Below are 24,980 nucleotides of genomic sequence, written 5' to 3' on the forward strand. Positions count from 1 at the left end.
CATGACCGATATTCACCACCGCACCACCGAGTTGATCAGCGGACGCACAAAGTCGTTTTCGATCATTGATCATCCCAGTGGCCTTTGTTAACGTGCCCACCGCGCAGGGCGAGTGCGGCTCTCACTTATCGTGAGAACGCGTTCTCACTGCGTTGTCCACCCACCCCGCCAACCACCCCCGCCAACGCACAACCCACCGTTCTTCATGTTTCGGACCGACACAATCGGCCCGGCGCACCCTTCTACACCCCGACCCTTGAAGTAGTCAGGTGAACGGTCCAACTAAATGACAGTCCAACCTCAGGCAGATTCTGCCGAAACACGTGTCGGCGGCACTCTGGGGGAGCGGATCCGCGCGTTCGCGGCCAGTCCGCTCTTCCGCGGCGACGCCGGAGTACTGCACGGCCCGAACCCCTACCGCCGGATGCTGCTCCCCGCCGCGCTGGCCGAGGCCGACTTCGGCCGGCCGCTGCGCGCCGACGAGTGGCCGGCGCACCGCTCCCTCGCCGCGCACCGGCTGCTCGGCACCTGGTACGAGGCCGAGACGGTGCTGCTCCCCGAGCAGGGCCTCGCCGGCCTGCACGACGACTTCGACCTCTTCTACGGTCGCGACCTGCGCGAACTCCGCGAGGGGGCGGTCTCGGAGCTGGAACGCTTCGCGTTCGCCTGCCTGGACGACGCGGTGGACGTCAGCGGCTCCGCCACCCCCGAGGTGCTGGACGCCTACTTCCAGCACGTGGTGGCCGAGGCCGCGGACGGGCCGTCGCCCGCGCTGGCCGCCGTCGCCGCCGCCCGGGACCGGGAGCGCGCCGCGGACCTGTACCTCGTCCAGCTCGCCCTCGACGGGCTCACCGAGGCGTCCGCGATGTCGCGCAACCTGGCCGGCGCCTACGGCCCCGAGCAGTCCGCCCTGTTCAAGATCTTCATCGATGAATTCGGGTACGGCGTCTACGACGCCAAGCACACCACGATCTTCGCCAAAATGCTGCGCAGCCGGTCGATGGCCACGCATGTGCACGCGTACTGGAATTTCTATCTGACCGGCCCGCTGGCGACGAACAACTACTATTACTACCTGTCCCGCGACCACGCCAAGTTCTTCCGGTACGCGGGCGCGGTCACCTATGCGGAAGCCGTGTTCGCGCCCGGGTTCGTGGAGATGGTGAAGGTCTTCCGCGGCATATTCGGCAACGCCGTCGACCTGCATTACTGCGATGAGCACGCGCATATCGACGAGCACCACGGCCGCATCACCCGGGAGCAGGTCCTGCTGGCCCTGGCCGAGCGGCACGGGCCGCGCGTCGTCCCGGAGCTGATGCGCGGCGTCGCCGAGGCGCGGCTGATCGGCGGCTGGTTCGAGGAGGACACCGCCGCGCAGATCCGCTGGGCCGACGACCTCCCCCGGTACCGCGAACTCGCGGGCGCCGCCCGGGTCACCGGGACGCGACGGGTCGCGCTGACGCCCGAGAGCCCGTTCGGGACGCGCTGCCACGACGACGACACCGTCCTGGAGATCGAGCAGGGCGAGGCCGACCTGGTCACCACGCCGACCGGAACTCCCGAACGGCTCGGACGCGGCGACACCGTGCTGATCCCCGCCGGCCGGCTCTACGGCGTGCGGGCGGTCGCGGACGGGACCGCCTGCCTGCTGCACACCGCCGCTCCCGGCTGACTCCCTCCCCCGCACGACGGCGAGGCCGCCCGCCACCTCGCCATGCTCCCCTGCCCGCCGACCCGCGCAACGCCCGCAACGCCGCGGCGCCACCCGCCCCGCCGCCGGCCGACCGACACGAGGAGCCCATGGGCCGCGTCATCGTCATGGATCTGAGCCGACACAACACCCTGATGGTCGGCCACGACCGCTATTTCGTCCTCCGGTCGGAGGGCCGGTCACTGCTCGTCCACGACCACTGCCCGCACCGGGGCGGGCCGCTCAGCCTGGCCCGCCGCACCCCGGACGAGCGGCGGCTGATCTGCCCCTGGCACGGCACGCGGGTCGGGATCGCCGCCGTGTGCCGCACCTGCCTGCCGATGGTGCGCAGCGGCGACGAGGCCGTCGTCGTGCTCCCGGACGACGACGGCGCGCCGGTCTCGGTGATCCGCCGGGAGATCCTCGCGAACCTCCCCCCGGACGGGCCGGACGGCGCGCCGTGCGCCGCGGACGCCGTCCGCTCCGAGGAGGCCGCGGGCCGATGACCACCCATGCGAACCGAGGAGGCACCGTCGTGACCAGCACGCACGACCGCGACCCGGCCGATCCCGGCCCGGCGGCCCGCACCGGCCCGGAGGGCACCGGCCTGGAGCTCGGCGCGTTCCTCGACTGGGGCCGCGACCTGCACCACCAGGGGCGCTACGAGGACGCCGTCAAGGCGTTCGAGCTGATCCTGGGTGTGGACCGCGGCAACGAGGAGGCGCTGATCGGCCGGAACCGGGCCGTCCGCCGCGCCGTCCCCCGCTGGCACTGGGAGATGCTGCACGACGAGGAGCGCGCGGAGCTGTACGACCGGGCGATCCGGCAGGCGGTCGCGGCCGACCCGGACGCGCTGGTGCTGGACATCGGCGCCGGGTCCGGGCTGCTGGCGATGATGGCGGCGCGGGCCGGAGCCCGGCAGGTCGTGGCGTGCGAGGGGCAGCCGTCCGTCGCCGAGACCACGGCGCGGGTGGTGCGCGCGGCCGGATACAACGACGCGGTCACCGTCGTGTCGAAGATGTCGACCCGGATGTCGGTGCCGGCGGACCTGCCGCGGCGCGCCGGCCTGCTCGTCACCGAGATCGTCGACTGCGGGCTGCTCGGCGAGGGCATCCTCGGCACGATCGCGCACGCCCGCGAGCACCTGCTCGCCCCGGACGCGACGATCATGCCGTCGCGGGGCCGGATCGTCGCGCAGCTGGTCGAGAGCGACGCGCTGCACCGCAAGAACCACGTGGGCAAGCTGTACGGCTTCGACCTCGCGCCCTTCAACCGGCTGTCGACGCTGGAGTACTTCGACTCGCGGCTGCACCGGCACGAGCACCGCGTCCTGTCCGAGCCGGTGACGGTGTTCGACTTCGACTTCCGCACCGCCGACGCCCGCCCGCAGCGCACCGAGCTGCGGATCCGCCCGACGGCGCCGGGCCGGCTGCACGCGGTCGTGTTCTGGTTCGAGATGGAGCTGCTGCCGGGGATCACCGTGGGCAATCCCCCCGGGCACGACTCGCACTGGAAGCAGGCGATCCAGTGCCTGCCCGCCGTCCAGCGCGTCCAGCCGGGCGAACCCGTGGTGCTGGACGCGATGCACGACGGCGAGTGCGTGCGGTTCAAGGTCGCCACCGGCGAGCCCGCCGGGGAACCGATCGACGACCTGGTCTTCGAGGTGGTGTCATGACCATCGCCGCCGTCCCCGCCACGCACGACGCCCTCGCGGCGTACTGCGCGCAGCCCATCTTCCAGCCCGGACCGGACATCTACATCGACGGCAACCCGTTCCGCCGTCCGGTCGGTCCGCCGGACGCCGCCCGCCACGACTTCTCCGTCCCCGCGACCGAGGCCGGGTTCCTCGGCCGCGGCCAGCTCATCGCCGGACGCGTGCTCTGCAACGCCTACGAGAGCGACATGATCCTGCTGCCCGCCGCCGGGCTGGCCACTGCCAAGGACGACTTCGACCTCTTCTACGGCGACGAGGTGCGGCGGCTGCGCGACCTCGTCCGCCCGGACCTGGAGCGGTACGCGTTCTCCTTCCTGGACGACGCCGTGCCCGTCCCGCCCGTCCGGACGCTCGACGAGCTGCAGGAGTACTTCCTCACCGAGGTCGGCGGGGCCGGCGCGCCCGCCGACGCGTCCGGGGTCAACCCGGCGGTGGACGCGTCCGCGCCGGTGGCCGGCACCATGCGGGCCATCACGGAGTGCCGGCGCCCCGAGGACGCGGCCGCGCTGCACCTGATCCAGCTCGCGCTGGACGCGCTGACCGAGGCGTCCGCGATGGCGCGCAACCTGGGCGGGTCCTACGGCGTCGAGCAGTCCGAGCTGTTCAAGATCTTCAACGACGAGTTCGGCTACGGCGTCTACGGCGCGAAGCACAGCACGATCTTCAAGGAGATGCTGGCCAGCGTCGGGCTGCGCACCGACGTCCACGCCTACTGGAACTTCTACCTGACGAGCTCCCTGGTCGGCGTCAACTACTTCAACTGGCTCACCGAGGACCACCGCGGCATGTTCCGCTACATGGCCGCGGTGACGTACCTGGAGTGGCTGTTCGCGCAGGGGTTCGCCGACACCGGCGCCATGCTCCGCGCCGTCTACGGCGACCGGGTGGACGCCAAGTACTGCGACGAGCACGCGCACATCGACGTCCACCACGGGCGGATGACCTACGAGAACCTGCTGCTCGGCCTGGCCCGCGCGCACGGCGAGCTGGTCATCCCCGAGCTGGTGCGCGGCATCGAGGACACCAAGCTCCTGCTGCGCCTCGGCGACGCCGACTTCCGCGCCCAGATCGCCTGGGCCGACACCCTCGACGAGCACACCGAGGCCGGCGCGTCGCTGGCGTCCGCCGCGCTGGACGACGCCGTGACCACCACTCTGCGCCCGGACGGCCCGTTCTGCACCGACGTGTACGAGACCGACCGCCTCGTCGAGGTCACGGCCGGCGACGTGGACGTGTACGCGTGGGCGACCGACCACCCCCACCGGCTCGGGACGGGCGACGTCCTGCTGGTGCCGCGCAGCCGGCTGCACGGCCTGAAGGCCGCCTCCCCCGAGGCGCGCGTGACCGTACGGACCATCGAAAGGACGTCCCGCGATGACTGAGAGCCCCGCGACCCCCGCGAATCCGGTCGGCTCGTACAACGAGTGGGATCCGCTCGAAGAGGTGATCGTCGGCGTCATCGACGGCGCCGCCGTCCCGCCGTGGCATCCGGCGATCGAGGCGACCGTGCCGCCCGAGGCGTGGGACTTCTACCGGCGCAACGGCGGCGGCGGGTTCCCGCAGGAGCAGATCGAGGCGGCCCGCGAGGAGCTCGAAGGGTTCGTGTCGATCCTGGAGGGCGAGGGGGTGACGGTCCGGCGGCCCGACCCGGTCGACCAGTCCCGGTCGTTCGGCACCGCCGACTGGTCGTCCACCGGCGGGTCGTCGCACACCTTCCCGCGCGACATCGCGCTCGTCGCGGGCGACCGGATCGTCGAGGCGACGATGGGCTGGCGGTCGTACTACTTCGCCACCCACCCGTTCCGGACGATCTTCAAGGACTACTTCCGGCGCGGCGCCGGCTGGGTCGCCGCGCCGAAGCCGCAGCTCACCGACGCGTCCTACAACTCCGGCTACGCGGCGGCGAAGCCGGACAGCCCGTCGGCGGACGACCCATTCCCGGACGCGACGTCCGTCATCACCGAGTTCGAGCCGATCCTGGACGCGGGCGACTTCATGCGGTTCGGCCGCGACATCCTCGTCCAGCGCAGCCACGTCACCAACCGGTTCGGGATCGAGTGGACGCGGCGGCTGCTCGGCGACACGTTCCGGGTGCACGAGGTCGCGTTCATCGACGACCACCCGATGCACCTCAACGCCACGTTCGTGCCGCTGCGCCCCGGCCGGGTCATGATCAACCCGGAGCGGGTGCGGGAGCTGCCGGAGATGTTCGCCGGCTGGGACACGGTGGTGTGCCCCGAGCCCGCCATCCCCGCCGACCAGACCATGTACTTCTGCAGCCGCTGGATCGCGATGAACACGCTGATGCTCGACCCCGAGCGGATCTTCGTCGAGGCGCAGGAGACCGAGCTGCTGCGGCTGCTGGAGAAGGAGGGCTTCACGCCCATCCCCGTCCCGTTCCGCACGGTCAACACGTTCGGCGGCGGGTTCCACTGCGCCACCCTCGACGTCCGCCGCCGCGGCGGGCTCGAAGACTACTTCGGCTCCTGACGCCCCGGATCGAGGTCCGCATGACGCACCACCCGCAGGCGGGCGACGACCGCCCGCTCCTCCTGCTCGTCGCGAGCAGCTACTGGGTCTACCGCAAGTACATCCTGGAGTCGGTGTCGGCGCGGTACCGGCTCTGGCTGCTGAACCCGACCCCCGCCACCTGGGAGGACCCCTACATCGTCGGCCACACCGCCGTCGACTGCCTCGACCTGGAGAAGCTGACGGCGGCGGCGCGCGACGTCGCCCGCGACCACGACGTCGCCGGGGTCTTCTGCTACGACGAGGTCTACATCGAGACGTCCGCGCACCTGTCGGCCGCGCTCGGGTTCCCCGTCCTCGACCCGGACGCGGTGGCGCGGTGCCGCGACAAGTCCGCGACGCGGACGGCGCTGGCGGACGCCGGGTTCCCGCAGCCCGCGTCGCGTGCCGTGTCGTCGCTCGCGGAGGCCCGCGCGTTCGCCGCCGACGTCGGCTACCCGCTCATCGTCAAGCCCCGGAACCTCGGCGGCAGCCTCGGCCTCAGCAAGGTCGAGCGGCCGGACGACCTGGACGCCGCGTTCGCCCTCACCGACGGGACGCGGATGGGCGGCATCCGCCAGTTCGACGACTACGTGATCGTGGAGGAGTTCCTCGACGGCCCGGAGATCTCCGTCGAGTGCGTCCTGTTCAAGGGGGAGTGCACGCCGCTGATCGTGGCGCGGAAGGTGCTCGGCGGCACCGGCGACCTGGCGTTCGAGGAGATCGGCCACGACGTCGACGCCAACGACCCCCTGCTGTTCGACGCCGGGTTCCGGGACACGCTGACCCGCGTCCACGCGGCGGTCGGGTTCACCGACGGGGTCACGCACATCGAGTTCAAGCTCACCCCGGACGGCGCCAGGCACGTCATCGAGATCAACGTCCGGCTGGGCGGCGGGATGATCCCCTACCTCGGCATGCTGACGTCCGGCGTCGACGCCCCGCTCGCGGCGGCGGACGTGGCGGTCGGACGTCCTCCCGAGGCGGCGTTCCCGAAGCCGCGCAAGGCCGCGTCGATCCGGTTCGCCTATCCCCCGTACGACATGGAGATCGTCTCGGCGACCGCGCACCGCGAGCTGATGCGCCCGCCGATCACGGAGGTCGAGGTCGGGACGCAGCCCGGCGCGCGGGTGCGGCTGCCGCCGCACGGCCTCGCCCGCACCGGCTACGTCATCGCGCTGGGGGAGACGCTCGACGAGACCCGGGCCGCCGTCCCGGACGCCGGGCGCTTCTTCACCTTCAAGGGCACCCCGCTGGAGCCGGCGCCATGACGGCCGGCGAGCACCCGACGATCCTCGCCACGCTGCGGGGGATGAGCGGGACCGTCCGGATCCTGGTCCTCGGCAACCTGGTCATCAACCTCGCCGCGTTCCTCAACGCGTTCCTCGTGCTGTTCCTCACCGACCGCGGTTTCAGCGCGTGGGAGAGCGGCGTGGTGCTGACCGCGCTGATGATCGGGCGGATCTCCGGGTCGGCCGCCGGCGGCGCCGCCGCCGACCGGTTCGGGTACCGGCGCGCGATCATCGGCGCGATGGCGGCCACGGCGGTGCTGACCGCGGCGCTCGTGCACGTCCCGAACGTGTGGGTCGGCGCGCTGGTCGCCGGGGGAGCGGGCCTGTCCGCGCAGGCGTACCGGCCGGCCGCGCTGGCATGGGTCGTCGAGCTGACGCCGGACGACCGGCAGGTCATCGTGTTCTCGGTGCTGCGGCTAACGTTCAACGTCGGCACGACGGTCGGCCCGATCGGCGCCGCGCTGCTGCTGGCCTACGCGTCCTACGACGCGCTGTTCTACGTGGACGCGGCGACGTCGCTGGCCTTCGGCGTCATCGCCTACGTGGCGCTGCGCTCGAACCCGGAGCCGGAGGGGCGAACCGCGAAGCAGGCCACCGGGGAGCGCGTCGGATACCGGCAGGTCTTCGCCGACCGGCGGTTCCTCCTCGTCGTCCTCGGCCTGTTCGTCACCGCGATCGCCTACATCCAGAGCTCGGCGGCGCTGCCGCTGTTCGTCACGGGCTCGGGCCACACCGAGAAGGTCTATGCGGCGCTGCTCAGCGTCAACGGGTTCATGGTCATCGCCTTCGAGGTGCTGCTGTCGAAGTGGACGCAGCGGCTGCCGATCGGGCTGCCGATGGCGATCGGCATGGCCGTGCTCGGGATCGGCCACCTCGCCTACACCGGGCCGACCCCCGTCGCGATGCTCGTCCTCGCGACCGCCGTGTGGACGGCCGGGGAGATCATCGCGGCGCCGTCGATGATGGCCTACCCCGGGCTCGTCGCGCCGCCCGCGCTGCGCGCCCGCTACATCGCGGCGGCGACCGTCCCGCAGCACGTCGGGTACGCGATCGGCCCGATGATCGGCATCGCCGCCTGGCACGCGTGGGGCTCGGGCGTCTGGGTGCTGACCGGCGGGTGCGGGCTCGTCGCCGCCGTGCTCGTCCTCGCGGGGACGGGCGTGTCGCGCCGCCGCCCGGACGCGGAGCCGGACGCCGACCCGCCCGCGATGGCCGCGACCCAACCGACGGACCAACCGACATGAAGGTGATGGACACCATGAACAAACCCGTCGTCGCCGTCGTCCGGCCGTTCAGCTCGTCGGCGCTGCTCGCGCCCGCGCTGCGCGAGGCCGGGTTCAGCCCCGTCGCCGTCATGGACTACGACGGACCCGCGCTGGCCCCGATGCAGTCGGCCTACGACCCGTCCGCCTACGACGCGGTGATCAACCACCACGGCGACACCGACGAGACGATCGAGCGGCTCGGCGCGCTGAAGCCGGTCGCGGTCTTCCACGGCGCCGAGGCCGCGCTGGAACTGGCGCAGCGGCTGACCGACGCGCTCGCGCCGGCGCTGTCCAACGACCCCGCGCTGATGGACGCCCGGCGCCACAAGTACGCCATGCACCAGGCCGTCGCCGCCGCGGGCCTGCCCGTCCCCCGGCAGATCTGCACCGCCGACCCGGCCGAGGTCGCCGCGTGGATCGACCGCGAGGGCCTGGACGGCGTGGACCTCGTCGTCAAGCCGCCCGCCAGCGCCGGCACGGTCGGGGTGAGCCGCGCGCCCGCCGGGCAGGGCTGGCGCGAGCTGGTCGACGCGATGCTCGGCACGCACGACAAGCTCGGCGTCCTGGCCGAGGAGGTGCTCGTCCAGGAGCAGCTGACCGGCACCGAGTACGCGATCGACACGATCAGCCACCAGGGGCGACACTCGATCACCGACATGATCAAGTACCGGCGGGTGCCGTTCGGCGAGGGCATCGCGGTGTACGACAGCGTCGAGTGGCTCCCCTACGACCGGGACGCCTACGGCGACCTGATCGACTACGGGCTCGCCTCGCTGGACGCGGTCGGACTGCGCAACTGGGCCGCGCACACCGAGATCATGATGACGCCGGACGGGCCGCGGCTGCTGGAGGTCAACGCGCGGCTGTCCGGCGCGGGCAACCCGGCGGTGACGTTCATCGCGTCCGGCGAGAGCCAGGTGACCCGGACGATCGACCTGGTGCGCGGACTCGGCCCGGACATGCCGCCCGGCTACACGCTGCGGCGCAACGTCATGGCGGTCTTCCTGATGTCGCACTCGACGGGCATCGTGCGGAACGCCGAGATCTACGACCAGGCCCGCGACCTGCCCAGCTACCACTCGCCCGTGCACGTCGTCCGGACCGGCGACCACGTGGACGCCAGCACCGACATCTTCGCCAGCATGACGATGGGCTACATCATCCTCGCCCACGAGGACCCGGAGCAGATCCAGGCCGACCGCGAGGCCATCCGCAAGATCGAGAAGGATCTCGTCGTCGATACCTCCGAAGGGGCCTCGTGATGGTGACCCGCACGTACCTGGACGCGTGCGCCGACGGCAACCTCGGCGATGTCGTGGCGCGCGCCGCGCTGGCGCCGGTGTTCCGCTCGGCGTGGGGCAAGTACCTGGGGTCCCGTCCCCTGTTCTCCTCCGCCGAGCGGACGCGGCAGGCCGCCGGCGACCTGGCCGGGCTGTTCCGGCTGATGGCGTCCCTGCCGGACCGGCTGTTCGACGGCGACCGGCGCCGGTTCTGCGCCGCGATCGGCGCGGACGCCCGCCGCACCTCGCTCATGACGCAGTTCGACGGGGAGCCCGTCCTGTACGGGCGGGCCGACCTCTACGACGACGGATCGCAGTTCAGACTGCTGGAGTTCAACATCGGCAGCGAACTGGGCGGCGTCGACATGAGCGAGCTCAACCGGGGCCTGCTCGCGGACGAGGAGTTCGCGGAGTTCGCGGACGCCGCCGGCCTGTCGACCGTCGACACCCCGGCCGCGATCGCGCGCCAGTTCGTCCAGGCCACCGGCAAGGAGGCGCCGGTCGTCGCGACGCTGGAGGCCATCGGCGGCATGGCGGCGTACCAGTCGCTGCACCTCTCCTTCCAGGAGACGATGAAGCGGTACGGCATCGAGCTGCTGCTGGGCGAGCTGGGCCAGGTGGAGGTCAAGAACGGGCGGCTCTGCCTGCAAGGCCGCGAGATCGACCTCGTCCTGCGGTACTTCTCCGCGCACCAGATCGCCCGGGACCCGCGCAACGACGAGCCCGCCGAAACCGTCATGCGCGCCTACGCGGACGGCCAGGTCGTCCTGTGGACTCCCCTGACCGCGTCGATGTTCTCCTACAAGAGCTGCCTGGCAATGGTCTCCGATCCGGAGGCGCGGGCCGAGTTCTCGGCGGACGAGAACGCCCTGCTCGACCGGATCCTGCCGTGGACGCGGACGCTCACCCCCGAGCTGGCCGACCAGGTCCGGGCCGAGCGCGAGCACCTCATCCTGAAGCCGTTCGCGGGCCTGTCGGGCAGCGGCATCCGCGTGGGCTGGGACGAGACCGACCGCGAATGGGCCGAAACGGTCGCCGACTGCCTGAAGGAGGACTACATCGTCCAGCGCCGCGTCATACCGGCGACGGAGCCGATGCTGAACGCCGAGACCGGCGCGGTCGAGGACTGGATGGGCGTCTGGGGCCTCTTCGTCTTCCCGGACGGCTACGGCGGCGCCTTCTGCCGCGCCGTCCCGTCCGGCGGCGCCTCCATCGTCAACCTGGGCGCACCAGGCGCCCGCGTAACCTCCGCCTTCCACTACTGAGGCCGACCGGCGGCGCGGGCGCCCCGGGCGAGGACCCCCGGGCGCCCGCGCCGGCGCTGTGAGAGACGTAACGACCTCTCGTAGTACTACAGGCCGTAGTATGTCCCACAGGACGTAGTACTACAGCTTGTAGTAGATAAGCCGGAGAGGCACAGCGCCATGGATTCGGTCGACATCGCACGGTGGCAGTTCGGGATCACCACCGTGTACCACTTCTTCTTCGTCCCGCTGACGATCGGGCTGTCCGCGCTCGTCGCGGGCCTGGAGACGGCCTGGCTGCGGACGGGGAAGACCAAGTACCTCCGCGCCACGAAGTTCTGGGGCAAGCTCTTCCTGATCAACTTCGCGATGGGGATCGTCACCGGCATCGTGCAGGAGTTCCAGTTCGGCATGAACTGGAGTGACTACTCCCGCTTCGTCGGCGACATCTTCGGCGCGCCGCTCGCCATCGAGGGGCTGCTCGCCTTCTTCGTCGAGTCGACCTTCCTCGGCCTGTGGATCTTCGGCTGGGACCGGCTGAACGGCAAGCTCCACAACGCCTGCATCTGGATCGTCCACATCGGGACGCTGCTGTCGGCGTACTTCATCCTCGCCGCCAACTCGTGGATGCAGCACCCCGTCGGCTACCGCATCGACCACGAGTCCGGGCGGGCCGTCCTCACCGACTTCTGGGCCGTCCTCACCAACTCGACGCAGCTCGTCGCGTTCCCGCACACCATCACCGCGGCGTTCGTCACCGGCGGCATGTTCATGGCCGGCGTCAGCGCCTGGCACCTCGCCCGCCGCAAGAACATCGAGGTCTTCCGGCCGTCGCTGAAGCTCGCCCTCGCCGTCACCGCGGTCGCGTCCATCGGCGTCGCCATCAGCGGCGACATCCAGGGCAAGGTCATGACCGAGCAGCAGCCGATGAAGATGGCCGCCGCCGAGGCCCTCTACGAGACCGAGCAGCCCGCGGCGTTCTCGATCTTCAGCGTCGGGACTCTCGACGGCGACGAGGAGGTCTTCGGGATCAAGGTGCCGCGCGTCCTGTCGTTCCTCGCCACCGGCACCTTCGACGGCGAGGTCAAGGGCATCAACGACGTCCAGGCCGCCGAGGAGGCCCGCTACGGGCCCGGCGACTACCGGCCGAACATCCCGATCGCCTACTGGAACTTCCGCATCATGGTCGGGGTCGGGATGCTCACCGCGCTCGTCTCGCTCGCCGGGCTGTGGCTGCTGCGGCGCGGGCGGCTGCCGTCCAACCCCTGGGTGTACCGGATCGGCGTGGTGTCGCTGGCGCTCCCCTTCGTCGGCAACTCCGCCGGCTGGATCTTCACCGAGATGGGACGGCAGCCCTGGTCGGTGTTCGGGGTGCTGAAGACGTCCGCGAGCGTCTCGCCCGGCGTGTCCCCGACGTCGATGCTCATCTCCGTCGTCTCGCTGACCGCGCTGTACGGCTTCCTCATGGTCATCGAGGCGGGGCTGATGCTCAAGTACGCCAAGGCCGGGCCGCCGTCCGAGGACGAGGTGCTGCCCCCGCCGCCGTCCGACGACTCCGATGACCCCGACGCCGAGCGCTCGCTCGCGTTCGCCTACTGAGGAGCCGAGCCATGGAACTCACCACCGTCTGGTTCATCATCATCGCCTTCCTGTGGACGAGCTACTTCTTCCTGGAGGGATTCGACTTCGGGGTCGGCATGCTGCTGCCCGTCCTCGGCCGCGGCGACGTCGAGCGCCGCGTCCTGATCAACACCATCGGGCCCGTCTGGGACGGCAACGAGGTCTGGTTCATCGTCGCCGGCGCCGCCACGTTCGCCGCGTTCCCCGAGTGGTACGCCACCCTGTTCAGCGGCTTCTACCTGCCGCTGCTGCTGATCCTGCTCGCGCTGATCATCCGCGGCGTCGCGTTCGAGTTCCGCGGCAAGCGGGACGACCCGCGGTGGCGGGCCCGCTGGGACAAGGCGATCTTCTGGGGCAGCCTGGTGCCCGCGTTCCTGTGGGGCGTCGCGTTCGCGAACATCGTCCGAGGCGTGCCGCTGGACCCCTCGCACGAGTACGTCGGGACGCTCTTCGACCTGCTCAACCCGTACGCGCTGCTCGGCGGGCTCACCACGACGATCCTGTTCGTCCTGCACGGGGCGGTGTTCGTCGCGCTGAAGACGTCCGGCACCATCCGGTACCAGGCGCGGCGCGTCGCGGAGATCGCCGTGGTCGCCGCCATCGCCGCCGGCGGCGCGTTCCTGCTGATCACGCAGTTGCAGCACGGCAAGCCGGTGACCTGGCTGACCGCGCTCGGCGCCGCCGCCGGGCTGCTGCTCGCCGCCGCCGCCAACCGGGCCGGCCGCGAGGGCTGGGCGTTCATCGGCACCGGCGCCGCGATCGTGCTCGCCGTCGCGACCCTGTTCACCGCGCTGTTCCCGGACGTCATGCCGTCCACGCTCGGCTCCGGCGGCCTGACCACGGTGAACGCCGCCTCCACGGCCTACACGCTGAAGATCATGACGTGGGTCGCGGCGGTGTTCACCCCGATCGTGATGATCTACCAGGGGTGGACGTACTGGGTGTTCCGGAAGCGGATCAGCACGGCCCACATCCCGGCCGCGAAGAAGCCCGAGCCGGTGCCGTGAAACCCCTCGACCCGCGGCTGCTGACCTACGCCCGGACGACACGGGTCTTCCTGCTGTCGTCCGTGGCGCTCGGCACCGCCACCGCCGGGCTGATCATCGCGCAGGCCACGCTGCTCGCCGACATGCTCGCGCGGGGGTTCCTCGGCGGCGCCTCGCTCGCCGACCTGCGCACGCCGCTGCTGCTCCTGCTGGCCGTCGTCCTGGCGCGGACGCTGGTCGCCTGGCTGCAGGAGGTCGCGGCGCACCGCTCGTCGGCCGCGGTGAAGTCCCAGCTGCGCGGGCGGCTCCTCGCCCGCGCGCTGGGGCTCGGCCCGCGCTGGCTGTCCGGCGAGCGCAGCGGCGAACTCGCCACCCTCGCCACCCGCGGGATCGACGCGCTCGACGACTACTTCTCCCGCTACCTGCCGCAGCTCGTCCTCGCGGTGATCGTCCCGGCGGCGGTCGGGTTCCGGATCCTGCTCGGCGACTGGCTGTCGGCCGTGACGATCGCGGCGACGGTGCCGCTCATCCCGATCTTCGCGATCCTCGTCGGGCTCACCACGCAGCGGAAGATGGACCGGCAGTGGCGGACCCTGTCCGTCCTCGCCGCCCACTTCCTGGACGTCGTGGCCGGGCTGCCCACGCTGAAGATCTTCGGCCGGGCACGGGCGCAGGCGGACAAGATCCGCGAGGTCACCGACCGGCACCGGCGCGCGACCATGTCGACGCTGCGGATCGCGTTCCTGTCGGCGCTCGTGCTGGAACTGCTGTCGAGCCTGTCGGTCGCGCTGGTCGCCGTGTCGATCGGGCTTCGGCTGGTCGAGGGCGGGCTGGGGCTGGAGACGGCGCTGCTCGTCCTGATCCTGGCGCCGGAGGCGTACCTGCCGCTGCGCCAGGTCGGCGCGCAGTACCACGCGAGCGTCGAGGGCCTCACCGCCGCGTCGCGGATCTTCGAGGTCCTCGAAACGCCGCTACCGGACGCCGGGACGCGCACGGACCTCCCCGACCTCGCCCACGCGACCCTGCGCCTGGACGGCGTGACGGTCGCCTACGACCGGGGGCCGGCGCTCTCCGACTTCTCGCTGACCGTCCATCCCGGGGAGACGGTCGCCCTGGTCGGGCCGAGCGGCGCGGGGAAGTCGACCGTGCTGTCGGTGCTGCTCGGGTTCGTCCAGCCGGACACGGGACGCGTCCTGGTCGACTGGGACGACCTCGCCGACTTCTCCCCGGACGCCTGGCGCGCCCGGATCGCCTGGGTGCCGCAGCGTCCGCACCTCTTCGCCGGGACGGTCGCCGAGAACATCCTGCTGGGCCGCCCCTCCGCGTCGCCGGAGTCGGTGCGGGCGGCCGCCGAGGCCGCGAACGCGCTGGAGTTCATCGAGGCGCTGCCCGCCGGGTTCGACACCCCGCTCGGCGACCGGGGCGCCGGCCTGTCGGCCGGCCAGCGGCAGCGCCTCGCCCTGGCCCGCGCCTTCCTCCGCGACGCCCCGCTCCTCCTGCTGGACGAACCGACCTCGAACCTGGACGTGGAGAGCGAGGCCGCCGTCATCGACGCCGTAGAGCGCCTGAAGACCGGCCGCACCGTCCTCCTGGTAGCCCACCGCCCGGCCCTGATGACACTCGCCGACCGCGTCATCACGCTCACCCCCGCGGAGGTGCCCGCATGACCACCAACGCCCCCCGCGGGGATGCCGGTATGACCAGCCATGATCCACATGAGAGTGCCCGCATGGCCGCCGAAGCGCCACTACAGCACCCGCACGACCGCCAACGCTCCCGCAGAGATGCCAGCGTGACCGGCCGTGATTCACGTGGGAGTGCCCGCATCATCGCTGATGATCCACGCGAGGGTGCCCGCTCGACCGGCCGTGACTCACACGGGGGCGCCGGCATGACCAGCCGTGATTCCCATGGAGGTGTCGGCAGGAGCGTCGATGATTCACGTGAAACCTCTCTCGTCACAGAGGTGCGGCGGGGCCTCAATCGTGGCGGGGGCGGGGGCGTGATTCTGCGGCTCATCAGGTTCGCGCGGCCGGCTCGGGGGCGGCTGCTGCTCGCCGTGCTGTTCGGGGTGCTGGCCCTCGGCAGCGGGGTCGGGCTCATGGGGACGTCCGCGTGGCTCATCTCGCGGGCGGCGGAGCATCCGCCCGTCCTGATGCTGATGGTCGCGATCGTGGCGGTCCGCGCGTTCGGGCTCGGACGGGGCGTGTTCCGCTACGTCGAGCGCCTCGTCGGGCACGACGCGACCTTCCGCATCCTGGCCGACCTGCGCGCACGTGTGTACGAGCGGCTGGAGCGGCTCGCGCCCGGCGGACTGCCCGCCTTCCGCGGCGGCGACCTGCTCAACCGGCTGGTCGCGGACGTCGACGCCGTCCAGGACCTCTTCCTCCGCGTCCTGCTGCCCTGCACGGTCGCCGCCGTCGTCGGCGGCGCCTCGGTGGGCGTCGCGTGGGCGCTGCTCCCGTCGGCGGGCGCCGTCCTGCTGGTCGCCCTGCTGGTCGCCGGGGTCGTCGCGCCCTGGCTTTCGTCCGCCATGGCGCGCCGGGCCGAGCGCCGGACGACCGACCTGCGCGGCGAACTGACCTCCCACGTCGTCGACACCCTCCAGGGCGCACCGGAACTCATCGCCTACGGCGCGGCCCCCGCACAGCTCGCCGAGGCAGCCCGCCTGGACCGCGACTTCACCCGCGCCACCGCCCGATCCGCCGCGACCGCCGGGCTCGGCGCGGCCATCTCCGCCCTCGCGGGCGGCCTGGCCGTCTGGAGCAGCCTCGCCGTCGGGGTCCCCGCCGTCCGCTCCGGCGCGCTCGACGGGGTGCTGCTCGCGGTGATCGTCCTGCTGCCGCTGGCCGCGTTCGAGGTCGTCGCCGGGCTGCCCCTGGCCGCCCAGTACCTGCAGCGGGTGCGGCGCTCGGCCGCGCGGATCTTCGCCGTCCTGGACGCGCCGCCGCCCGTCCAGGACCCGGCCGACCCGGCGCCGCTGCCTGCGTCCCCGTACACGCTGAAGGTGGAGAACCTCCGCGCCCGGTGGACGCCGACCGCCGCCTACGCGCTCGACGGCGTCTCCCTGGAGCTGGCGCCGGGCCGCCGCTGCGCGATCGTCGGGCCGTCCGGGTCGGGGAAGACGACTCTGACGTCCGTCCTCCTGCGGTTCCTGGAGCCGACCTCAGGTGCGGCGTCCCTGAACGGCATCGGGCTGCAATCCCTGGCGGGGGACGACGTCCGCGAGGTCATCGGCCTGTGCGCGCAGGACGCGCACCTGTTCGACTCGACGATCGGGGCGAACATCCGCCTGGCCCGCCCGTCCGCGACCGACGACGAGATCCGGGACGCGCTGCGCCGCGCCCGCATCCTCGACTGGGTCGACTCCCTGCCGAAGGGGCTCGACACACACGTCGGCGAGCACGGCGCACAGGTCTCCGGCGGACAGCGCCAGCGCATCGCCCTGGCCCGCGCCCTCCTGGCGGACTTCCCGATCCTGCTGCTGGACGAGCCCGCCGAGCACCTCGACATCGCGACCGCCGACGAGCTCACCGCCGACCTCCTGGCCGCCACCGAGGGCCGGACGACCCTCCTGGTCACCCACCGCCTCGCCGGCCTGGACGCCGTCGACGAGATCATCGTCCTGGACGAGGGGCGCGTCGCCGACCGGGGAACGCACGCCGACCTGGTCTCGCGTCCGGGCCTGTACCGCTCCCTCTGGGACCGGGAACGCACCCCGGCCAAGGTTCCGTAATCGGCCTAAAGCAGTCAGTCGACACAAGGGGCCACTTGACTGCCGGAAAGCCCTAACCCTGCCGCCGATCACCAGGGCCGGCGCCATACCGTTCGTCGCAGTATTGACGGTCTCCGCGCCCAACTCCAGGCCCCGTACGGTACTGAAGATCACCAGGACTCGGCCCGTACCGCCGGTCCCCAGCCGCAGGACCGTACTGACCACCGCCCGGACCAGGCCCGTACCAGCGATCACGGGGACCAGCCCCGGGAGCAGGACCGTACTGACCCGCTCCCGGACCCGGACCGTACCGGCGATCGTCAGACACGGGACTGTCCTGCCGACCACCGGGGCGAGGGCCGTACCGACGACCGTCCAGGCCGGGGCCGTACTGGCGGCCTCCAGGGCGGACGCCGTACTGACGGTCACTGAAACCGGAACCCGGGCCAGCACCGGGTCCGGGGTGCGGGCTTTGCGGACGGACCGTGCGGACGGTGCGGGCGATGCCGGCGAGAAGCAACCGTGCGTCCTCGCGGCACGGCCGGGGAAATTTCACCTTGAGCGCGTTCGACGGGTCGCCGATGCTGAGGAGTGTCGACAGCGTCATCCAGCCCTCTTTGGGTTCGGACGCCGTGAGCCGCCGCTTGTCGAGACGCATGAGCAGTTCCCGGCCGGGGCGCCCGGACGGCGTGTTGCCCTCGAAGAACAGCAGCCACCTCTCCGTCACCGCGATGTACAGGCGGCGGGGCTTCACGTTGCCGATCATCGTCCCCAACGAGACGACCCCGACCAGTATCGCGAACGCGGCCTTCCGCGCGACCGACACCGTCCCAACGTCGGCGATGGTGGCGATCTGCACATGCTCGCCCGGCGCCAGGAACGGCGCCGCCACCTCGAAGACCTGCCGTACGCGCTTCTCTTTCACTGAATCCTCCCGCACTTCCGGGCAGTCACGAGAACCCGTGCCGGAAGGACTCATCGGCGGCTGCCAAGCCAAGCTCATATCGGGCGGCGATAGACACCATCCAACTGCGCCGCCGGCATCCGAACGGACCATATGAGCAGGCCGGACGCAGTTCTACCACCTCGCACCCGGCCGAGCACAAGGACTTCCCGCGAAGCGATACCGCTCCGAAACAAACGATCCACATTGCTCACAGTTAGTCACACGAACAACTCTGACGGCGACCATGAAGGAGATCGACTCCACCGCCATGAGGATGGAAAGCATGAAAGATCCCTGGCCTCGCGAAGAAGATCTTCTTATGCTCCGGAGTCCGGTGATGAATCCTGAAGGGCCGCCTCATGCCCCAGCTCCCCGCCGCGTCCTCCGCCATCGACCGCAGACGATTCCTCGGCGTGACCGCGGGAACCGCGGCAGCGTCCACACTCCTGAGCTCCACCACGGCGCGTGCCGACACGCATCACCCACCGCCCTCCCGATTCAGGCGCCGCAGGGTCCGGTTCGGCGTGAACTACGTCCCGAGCAAGAATTGGTGGTTCTCCTGGTCGGACTGGGACCGCGGGTCGATCGCCGCCGACCTCGACGACATCGCGTCCCTCGGCATGGACCACATCCGCATCATGCTGATCTGGTCCGAACTGCAACCGAACGCCACCTACGTGCGCGGCGAACTCCTCGACCGCCTGGAGGAACTTCTCGACCTCGCCGACCGGCGTGACCTGGACGTAGAGGTGACCGTCTTCAACGGCGCGGTGAGCGGCGTCTTGTTCGTCCCGCCGTACCTCATCAGCAACGGCAACGGCCAAGTACGCAACGTGCTCACCGACCCTGTCGCGATCGAGCGAGAACAGTGGCTGCTCGGTCAGATCGCCGACCGCATCGGACGGCATCGCAGATTCATGGGCTTCGACCTGTCCAACGAGATCCATTGGTTCGCGATCCCGCTGGGCATGAAGGCCACCCAAGCCGAGGGCGACGCCTGCCACACCGCCCTGTTCGACACCTGCGAGAAGGTCGCGCCCGGCAAGATCCACGTATCCGGAATCGACCATTGGCCCTGGCAGAACGACGCTTACTGGACGCGGCACGGGTTGGCCACGTCCGGCACGATGACCGCGAACCACACCTGGGCGGGATGGACGCAGGCCATCCAGCGCTACGGCGCCCTCTCGACATCATCGACGCACTACTCCGAGTTCTTCATCGAACTCATCAAGGCGTTCCACACCGACCTGAACCGCAAAGTCTGGATCGAGGAAACCGGCGTCTCGACCGTCTGGATGGACGCCGCCGACATCCCGTCCTGGACGGAGAACTCGATCCGCGCGATGGCCTCATGCAGCGACCTCTTCGGCATCACCTGGTGGGACTCCCACGACCTGAACCCGAAGCTCAGCGGATACGTCGACCTCGAATACGACCTCGGCCTCTTCACCAACGAACGGAAACTCAAGCCGATCGGCAGGACCATCCGCAAACTGATCGCCGAGTTCGACAGGCACCCACCAGAACCACCCCGCCGCGCCACGGCCCTGGTACTACCGGACGACATGATCCCGGTAAAGGACTTCGGCGACCTCTTCGACCCGTTCATGAAGCTCATCGACGAAGGAACCCGCCCCGCCATCGTCCTCAAGAGCCGCACCACAGACCCCGCCTACCTGGCCGCCCGCGGCATCGAAACGCTGCTCCCCCTCGACTGACCGCCCCCAGTCGCCTCCAGGAGACCGCCGATGACATCGCACACCCGCCGCACATTCCTCATAGCCAGCGGAACCAGCGTGGCCGCCGCGGCATTAGGCGGCCTGCGCCCAGCGGCCGCAGCGACCTGGGAAACGGTGATCGACGGCTCATTCACGAACTACGCCACGCTCGAATCGGCGTGGAACTACCGCTACCCATGGGGCTCGGACCACAACGGCAGCGCCCGCATGTACGGAAGCCCGTCCGACCACAACCACGTCTACCTCGAAACCTCAGGCGTCCTGACCCTCAAGGCCGCCCGAATCACCTGGGACGAAGGCACCAGTTCAGCAGACCCGCACCTACCGATCCGCTACCACTCCGGCGCCGTCCACGCCAAACAACAAGTACTGGTCAACGACCAGTTCCCCAACTGGGAGGTGAAAGGCGAGTTCCAGGCCCCCTCCACCCGGGGAACCTGGCCGGCCTTCTGGCTGACGGGCGCCGACACCTGGCCACCGGAAAGCGACATCCTCGAATACAAGGGCGACGCCCGCAACTGGTTCAACACCTACCGGAACGCGTCCGGCGGATGGTCCAACACCATCGTCAACGTCTCTTCCCCCAACTCCTGGCACGGCTACCGAGCCTGGATCACCAAGGTGAACAGCACCGACGTCGACATCCACTACTACCTGGACGGCACCTGGGTAGGCCGCCACCGAGGAGCCAACTTCGTAGGCCACCCGATGTGGCTGATAATCAACCTCCAAATGGAAGGCTCCTCAGGCACCCCCGGCCCGACAACCGACACCTACTACAGAGCCCGAAACCTCTACATAGGCCGCACCCGCACCTGACCCACCAGCCCCGACGCCCGAGTCAGCCCTGCCCGCACAAGCTCAAAATCCGCCCCAAAAGACATACCCGGCCAGCGAGTCAACGGCGCGCGGTGCCGACCCGGAATGGCCATCCGCAGTCGGCACGAGCTTCCATTCGCCGTCCCACTGCACAGTTGTTTCGCTGGCCACGCGCCCACCGCGCACCGGATCCAGCGAGACCGTTCCGACCACCGCGGTTTCCGCTGTGTAGGAGACGATCCGAAAGCCCCTAAGTTGTGCAGCCTCCTTGGCCGGCACAACCTTGCTGGAGGCCCGCACCCGCGCGTAGGCCGCCTTACCCTCACCCGCCACAACTTGCCGCTCGAGGATCGCCTGCCACCTGTCCGACCGGTCGAGCCGCACACTGATCTGCACCGCGGCCAACAAGGCCCCACGCGGCGTGTGCGCAAAGCAGTGTGCTATGTCACCCTCCACGAACAGCGGCCCGACCGACGGCGAAAATGGCAGCGCAACACCCTTGAAACGCTTCCAATACATCTGCCTCGGCGCCGTATGAGGAATGGCCGGGATGTCCCCGGCAACACACCGACGCCCTCGAGCCGCCCCCGAAGCCGATAACACCGGCTTCGCCGAGGCCCCAACGCTCTTTTCGTGAGTCTCTCCTCCACACCCGGCGGCACCCAGCACAAAGAGACCAACTACGACCGAAAGACAGGCTCGACTGAACAAAGTTGAGGTCCATTTCGAGAGGAAGTAGACACGAACAGGCCGACATGCGAGGCCCTCTTGATCACCCACCACAGAACACCCTCCCCAGCACGTCCGTCTTCCCGCCGAGCCCCGATCAGGACGGGCGCAGGCGAAGATCGCGAACAACCCCAAGCCGCAAGCCTCCATCACGGGGACGAGCTGAGCCGCCCCGAATCAGAGACTCCCGCCGAGGATGTTAAGGGCGCTTCAAGCTCTTCCTGAAGATGGCGATCCAGCCCACGACGAGGGCCGCAAAAATACCGAAGATGACCAGGATGATTGCGATCTCGGCAAGACCGATCTCAGGCAAGGTGCCTCCTATGCCACTGGAGTAGTCGGGTGAGCGTACATGTGGCCTCCCGACAGCGCGCACCGCGGATCCACAGTTGGCCGAGGGTGAGGTCCAGCGGTGCGGCTCGCCGCCGTCCAGGTGCTGCCAAGACTACGACGGTCAGTGACGTCGTGATCACCGGACACTTGCGAGCACCAGGCCATACTTTTCCGTTCATCCAGAAAGTTACGCTACGCAGGCTCTGACGGGCACACCTGCGGTCAAGTACCGGCAGAGGAGGCAGACGTGGCGCGGTTATGGGATGCGCTCATGCACCTTGACGATCGTCTGCTTTACAACGCTGAGGGACGTCTCCGCAGGAGGTCCTTCGCCCTTACTCGCACCGCCGCCTTGATCTCGATTCTCGTCCTGGTGGCGGGGCTCATCCTCATCATCGGTCGAGTGCTGTGGTGGACGGATCCCACAGCAGGCCCAGGCGCCCTCTGGGTTGGTGCAGGACTCTTCGGCCTACTGCGATGGACGCTCGCACATCGACGCTAACAGCATCCCCGCACGAGCAACCCCGGCTGCGCGGCGACAAGTCCCGTTCACCCGCCCCTATGATCGACGGCATGGCGCTACGACTTGCTCAGGTGAACTTCAAGGCCGGGAGCGACTCAGCCCTCGGCCAGTTCTGGGCGGAGGCACTCGGCTGGGACCTCGACAGCGAGGGCCCCGGAGTCACCAACATCGCGCCGCAGGGCCTCGAATGGCCCGATCCCGCCGGCTTCTACATCGATTTCGTCGCCGTCCCGGACCCGGAAACGGTGAAGTACCGCGTCCACCTCGATCTCGCCACCACCTCCGAGGCCCACCAGGCGGAGATGATCGCGCGCCTGCAGGATCTCGGCGCGACACCTGCGGACATCGGCCAAGGCGACGTCCCGTGGACCGTCCTGGCCGACCCGGAGGGCAACGTCTTCTGCGTCCTGGAGCCGCGGGAGACGTACCAGAACACCGGCCCGATCGCCGCAGTGGTGGTCGACTGCGCGGACCCGCGTGCCATGGCCCAGTTCTGGGACGAAGCCCTCAACTGGACCCTGCAAGAGGTGACCGACAACCACGCAGTACTGCGTTCGGCCGACGGCACCGGCCCCTACTTGGAATTCCTCCGCAAGCCCGAGGAGAGGGCTTGGTGGAACCGCATTCACGTCGACTTGATCCCAGAACCCTGGGAAACAAAGGAAGCCGAGGTGGCCCGCCTCAGAAATCTCGGCGCCACCGACGTCGACCTAGGCCAGGGCAAAGTCCCGTGGACGGTCCTGGCCGACACCGCAGGCAACGAGTTCTGCGTCCTAGGCCGATCCTGACCCGGGCACGCCCACCCTCACGCATGGCGCCCAGCCATCCAACCACCCCCCGCAAGAACCGACACGAGCGGTCCGGATCGCGCCGATACTGAACCTCATTCCTTCCGTGAAGGCTCCTCCAGACGAAGTTCCCGTACATTGCGGAGGCAGGCGAAAGCCCAGGCCAAGAACTTCGGCTCTACCTGGGCGAACCATGATCCCCAAACGACCGCTCCTGCCCTCATAACCGCCTCTAACTACGCGGCTCCCGACCGCCGGCCTGTGCATCCACGCATGCGTGCAACGCACACGGCGCCCCGAGCCCTCGCCAACCGATACGAACACGGACGAGGCTTCCCGGACTCGGAGTCCCCGCAGGAAGCGTCAAGGGCGTTTCATGCTCTTCCTGAAGATGGCGATCCATCCCACGATGAGAACCGTCGGAATCGCAAGGATCACGAGGATAATGACGAGCTCGGCGAGGCCGATCGTGGGCAAGGCCCCTCCCAATGCGCTGGAGTAGTCCGGGCGAGCGTATCCGTGCCTTAGCGCGGCGCGCACTTCGGGACCACAGTTGGCCGTAGGCCGGCGCCCGGTGCTGCGGCGCGCGACCATCCGGGCCGCCGGTTCGTGACCTGTGCCCAAGCAGCACGCGCCGAACGACGGGGTACTGCGGCGGCACAACTTTCGGGGGTGTCGCGGTGGCTCTGGCAATGTAAACGCTCGGGCTCCCCAACATCTACTTCCATGATCTGCGGCACGCGCTCGCAGCCCAGAGCGGGGCTAGCCTCCGCGACCATCATTGACGGGATGGGGGATGGCAGCGTCCGAGCAACGACGATCTATCAGCACGCTACCCCTGGGGCTGGCCGCGGGATCGCCGCCCCGCTGAACGCGAGGGACTGAAGCGGAGCGCGGCGGCGACGACGAGACGACGGCCCTACCGGCGCGCTCGTCCCGGTGGCCTAATCGCACGAACGCCCTCACCCATGATCGGGATGAGGGCGTTTTGGGTGGGTGGAGCCTAGGGGATTCGAACCCCTGACATCCGGCTTGCAAAGCCGGTGCTCTACCAACTGAGCTAAGGCCCCGTGCTGGGCGGGTCAAAGCTTACCTGGGGTCGGGGGTGGGCGTGGCATCGGTGTCGAGGAGGGCGGGGAGGTCGGCGATGGTCGGGAGGATGTGGGTGGCGCCGGCGGCGAGGAGGCGGTCGCGGGGGTGGGGGCCGGTGAGGACGCCGGCGGTGATGGCGGCGCCGGCGCGGCGGCCCGACTCGAGGGCGGGGGCGGTGGCGCCGCAGACGGTGATGTGGCGGACGTCGTCCACGCCCAGGCGCAGGGCGGCCGTCAGGACGAGGTCGGGCAGCGGACGGTCGCGGGTGACGTCCTCGGGGCTCAGCGTCAGGTCGACGCGGTCCCACCAGCCGAGGGCGTCGAGGACGCGGGCGTGCGTGCTGCGGCCGAAGCCCGTGAGCAGGCACACGCGGACGCCGGACGAGCGGAGGCGTTTCAGGGCGTCATCGGCCCCCGGCACGGGAAAGAGGCCGTGCCGGTCGATGAGCTGGCCGTAGGACCGCTCGAACGCCAGGTGCACGGCCTGGGCGCGGGGCTCGTCGAAGAGCGAGCGGAAGATCGCGATCTTCGATTGGCCGCGCGCGTCGTGGAAGCGGGCGACGGCACGCCGGAACGCCGCAGTGCCGGAGACGATCCCCAGGGTGGCGATCGCCTCGGCGAAAGCGGTTTCGACGATGTCGCCGTCCGCGACGGTGGTCCCGGCGAGATCGATGCAGGCGACTGCGTCGGTCACG

At 70.1% G+C, this 24,980-nt stretch carries 19 protein-coding genes and 1 tRNA gene; 17 read left to right on the forward strand and 3 right to left on the reverse strand.

Annotation, left to right across the window (positions count from 1 at the left end; all coding sequences use genetic code 11):
• The first annotated feature begins 286 nt into the window (after nucleotides 1-286).
• From ABFX46_RS09080 to ABFX46_RS09155, 16 genes are all read left to right on the forward strand, one after another.
• Complete coding sequence (locus tag ABFX46_RS09080; RefSeq protein WP_346040950.1) at nucleotides 287-1,672, forward strand: iron-containing redox enzyme family protein; 1,386 nt, start codon at nucleotides 287-289, stop codon at nucleotides 1,670-1,672.
• Nucleotides 1,673-1,800: 128 nt separating this feature from the next.
• Entirely contained in the window at nucleotides 1,801-2,196 is a 396-nt protein-coding gene (locus ABFX46_RS09085) for a Rieske 2Fe-2S domain-containing protein (protein ID WP_346040952.1), read from the forward strand.
• A gap of 29 nt (nucleotides 2,197-2,225) precedes the next feature.
• The gene (locus ABFX46_RS09090; RefSeq protein WP_346040954.1) at nucleotides 2,226-3,365 is read left to right on the forward strand and encodes a 50S ribosomal protein L11 methyltransferase; all 1,140 of its coding nucleotides are present in this window, start codon (nucleotides 2,226-2,228) and stop codon (nucleotides 3,363-3,365) included.
• Nucleotides 3,362-4,786: an iron-containing redox enzyme family protein gene (locus ABFX46_RS09095; RefSeq protein ID WP_346040956.1), complete on the forward strand. Its 1,425-nt coding sequence runs from the start codon at nucleotides 3,362-3,364 to the stop codon at nucleotides 4,784-4,786. The genes ABFX46_RS09090 and ABFX46_RS09095 overlap by 4 nt, the downstream gene beginning before the upstream one ends.
• On the forward strand, nucleotides 4,779-5,894 hold the full coding sequence (locus tag ABFX46_RS09100) for a serine/threonine protein kinase (protein ID WP_346040958.1): 1,116 nt from the start codon (nucleotides 4,779-4,781) through the stop codon (nucleotides 5,892-5,894). The genes ABFX46_RS09095 and ABFX46_RS09100 overlap by 8 nt, the downstream gene beginning before the upstream one ends.
• 20 nt (nucleotides 5,895-5,914) lie before the next feature.
• Complete coding sequence (locus ABFX46_RS09105; protein ID WP_346040960.1) at nucleotides 5,915-7,183, forward strand: ATP-grasp domain-containing protein; 1,269 nt, start codon at nucleotides 5,915-5,917, stop codon at nucleotides 7,181-7,183.
• The gene (locus ABFX46_RS09110) at nucleotides 7,180-8,448 is read left to right on the forward strand and encodes an MFS transporter (RefSeq protein WP_346040962.1); all 1,269 of its coding nucleotides are present in this window, start codon (nucleotides 7,180-7,182) and stop codon (nucleotides 8,446-8,448) included. Before ABFX46_RS09105 ends, ABFX46_RS09110 begins: the two co-directional genes overlap by 4 nt.
• A gap of 14 nt (nucleotides 8,449-8,462) precedes the next feature.
• Complete coding sequence (locus ABFX46_RS09115) at nucleotides 8,463-9,731, forward strand: ATP-grasp domain-containing protein (protein WP_346040964.1); 1,269 nt, start codon at nucleotides 8,463-8,465, stop codon at nucleotides 9,729-9,731.
• Nucleotides 9,731-11,014, forward strand: a complete 1,284-nt coding sequence (locus tag ABFX46_RS09120) for a hypothetical protein (protein WP_346040966.1) — start codon at nucleotides 9,731-9,733, stop codon at nucleotides 11,012-11,014. The genes ABFX46_RS09115 and ABFX46_RS09120 overlap by 1 nt, the downstream gene beginning before the upstream one ends.
• Nucleotides 11,015-11,173: 159 nt before the next feature.
• Nucleotides 11,174-12,592 (forward strand): cytochrome ubiquinol oxidase subunit I, encoded by a 1,419-nt coding sequence (locus ABFX46_RS09125; RefSeq protein ID WP_346040968.1) that lies wholly within the window; start codon nucleotides 11,174-11,176, stop codon nucleotides 12,590-12,592.
• A gap of 11 nt (nucleotides 12,593-12,603) precedes the next feature.
• Nucleotides 12,604-13,620 (forward strand): cytochrome d ubiquinol oxidase subunit II, encoded by a 1,017-nt coding sequence (gene cydB / locus ABFX46_RS09130; protein ID WP_346040970.1) that lies wholly within the window; start codon nucleotides 12,604-12,606, stop codon nucleotides 13,618-13,620.
• Nucleotides 13,617-15,266 (forward strand): thiol reductant ABC exporter subunit CydD, encoded by a 1,650-nt coding sequence (gene cydD / locus ABFX46_RS09135; RefSeq protein ID WP_346040972.1) that lies wholly within the window; start codon nucleotides 13,617-13,619, stop codon nucleotides 15,264-15,266. The genes cydB and cydD overlap by 4 nt, the downstream gene beginning before the upstream one ends.
• Nucleotides 15,267-15,601: 335 nt before the next feature.
• On the forward strand, nucleotides 15,602-17,335 hold the full coding sequence (cydC, locus tag ABFX46_RS09140; protein ID WP_346040974.1) for a thiol reductant ABC exporter subunit CydC: 1,734 nt from the start codon (nucleotides 15,602-15,604) through the stop codon (nucleotides 17,333-17,335).
• 536 nt (nucleotides 17,336-17,871) lie between these two features.
• Complete coding sequence (locus ABFX46_RS09145) at nucleotides 17,872-18,375, forward strand: hypothetical protein (RefSeq protein WP_346040975.1); 504 nt, start codon at nucleotides 17,872-17,874, stop codon at nucleotides 18,373-18,375.
• A gap of 409 nt (nucleotides 18,376-18,784) precedes the next feature.
• Nucleotides 18,785-19,981, forward strand: a complete 1,197-nt coding sequence (locus ABFX46_RS09150) for a cellulase family glycosylhydrolase (protein WP_346040977.1) — start codon at nucleotides 18,785-18,787, stop codon at nucleotides 19,979-19,981.
• A gap of 30 nt (nucleotides 19,982-20,011) precedes the next feature.
• Nucleotides 20,012-20,821, forward strand: a complete 810-nt coding sequence (locus ABFX46_RS09155; RefSeq protein ID WP_346040979.1) for a glycoside hydrolase family 16 protein — start codon at nucleotides 20,012-20,014, stop codon at nucleotides 20,819-20,821.
• A 42-nt stretch (nucleotides 20,822-20,863) separates the two neighbouring features.
• Here the strand turns inward: ABFX46_RS09155 and ABFX46_RS43750 are convergent, their stop codons facing one another.
• The gene (locus ABFX46_RS43750; protein ID WP_487046963.1) at nucleotides 20,864-21,700 is read right to left on the reverse strand and encodes a DUF8175 domain-containg protein; all 837 of its coding nucleotides are present in this window, start codon (nucleotides 21,698-21,700) and stop codon (nucleotides 20,864-20,866) included.
• A 756-nt stretch (nucleotides 21,701-22,456) separates the two neighbouring features.
• Here ABFX46_RS43750 and ABFX46_RS09165 point away from each other — a divergent pair.
• Nucleotides 22,457-23,194 carry a VOC family protein gene (locus tag ABFX46_RS09165; protein ID WP_346040983.1) on the forward strand — a complete coding sequence of 246 codons (738 nt, stop codon included), beginning with the start codon at nucleotides 22,457-22,459 and terminating at the stop codon, nucleotides 23,192-23,194.
• A 997-nt stretch (nucleotides 23,195-24,191) separates the two neighbouring features.
• Here the strand turns inward: ABFX46_RS09165 and ABFX46_RS09170 are convergent.
• Together ABFX46_RS09170 and ABFX46_RS09175 are read right to left on the reverse strand one after the other, a co-directional pair.
• Nucleotides 24,192-24,264, reverse strand: a tRNA-Ala gene (locus ABFX46_RS09170).
• A gap of 19 nt (nucleotides 24,265-24,283) precedes the next feature.
• A complete protein-coding gene (locus ABFX46_RS09175) occupies nucleotides 24,284-24,979 on the reverse strand; it encodes an HAD family hydrolase (RefSeq protein WP_346040985.1) in 696 nt (231 codons plus the stop codon).
• Between the last annotated feature and the right edge of the window lies 1 nt (nucleotide 24,980).

It is taken from the genome of Actinomadura chokoriensis (assembly GCF_039529475.1).
GTDB lineage: Bacteria > Actinomycetota > Actinomycetes > Streptosporangiales > Streptosporangiaceae > Spirillospora > Spirillospora bangladeshensis.

Bases quoted from the DNA above. Each gene is read 5' to 3' on its own strand.
- ABFX46_RS09080 (WP_346040950.1), top strand. From the start codon at position 287: ATGACAGTCCAACCTCAGGCAGATTCTGCCGAAACACGTGTCGGCGGC.
- ABFX46_RS09085 (WP_346040952.1), top strand. From the start codon at position 1,801: ATGGGCCGCGTCATCGTCATGGATCTGAGCCGACACAACACCCTGATG.
- ABFX46_RS09095 (WP_346040956.1), top strand. From the start codon at position 3,362: ATGACCATCGCCGCCGTCCCCGCCACGCACGACGCCCTCGCGGCGTAC.
- ABFX46_RS09100 (WP_346040958.1), top strand. From the start codon at position 4,779: ATGACTGAGAGCCCCGCGACCCCCGCGAATCCGGTCGGCTCGTACAAC.
- ABFX46_RS09105 (WP_346040960.1), top strand. From the start codon at position 5,915: ATGACGCACCACCCGCAGGCGGGCGACGACCGCCCGCTCCTCCTGCTC.
- ABFX46_RS09110 (WP_346040962.1), top strand. From the start codon at position 7,180: ATGACGGCCGGCGAGCACCCGACGATCCTCGCCACGCTGCGGGGGATG.
- ABFX46_RS09115 (WP_346040964.1), top strand. From the start codon at position 8,463: ATGAACAAACCCGTCGTCGCCGTCGTCCGGCCGTTCAGCTCGTCGGCG.
- ABFX46_RS09120 (WP_346040966.1), top strand. From the start codon at position 9,731: ATGGTGACCCGCACGTACCTGGACGCGTGCGCCGACGGCAACCTCGGC.
- ABFX46_RS09125 (WP_346040968.1), top strand. From the start codon at position 11,174: ATGGATTCGGTCGACATCGCACGGTGGCAGTTCGGGATCACCACCGTG.
- cydB (WP_346040970.1), top strand. From the start codon at position 12,604: ATGGAACTCACCACCGTCTGGTTCATCATCATCGCCTTCCTGTGGACG.
- ABFX46_RS09155 (WP_346040979.1), top strand. From the start codon at position 20,012: ATGACATCGCACACCCGCCGCACATTCCTCATAGCCAGCGGAACCAGC.
- ABFX46_RS43750 (WP_487046963.1), bottom strand. From the start codon at position 21,700: ATGGAGGCTTGCGGCTTGGGGTTGTTCGCGATCTTCGCCTGCGCCCGT.
- ABFX46_RS09165 (WP_346040983.1), top strand. From the start codon at position 22,457: ATGGCGCTACGACTTGCTCAGGTGAACTTCAAGGCCGGGAGCGACTCA.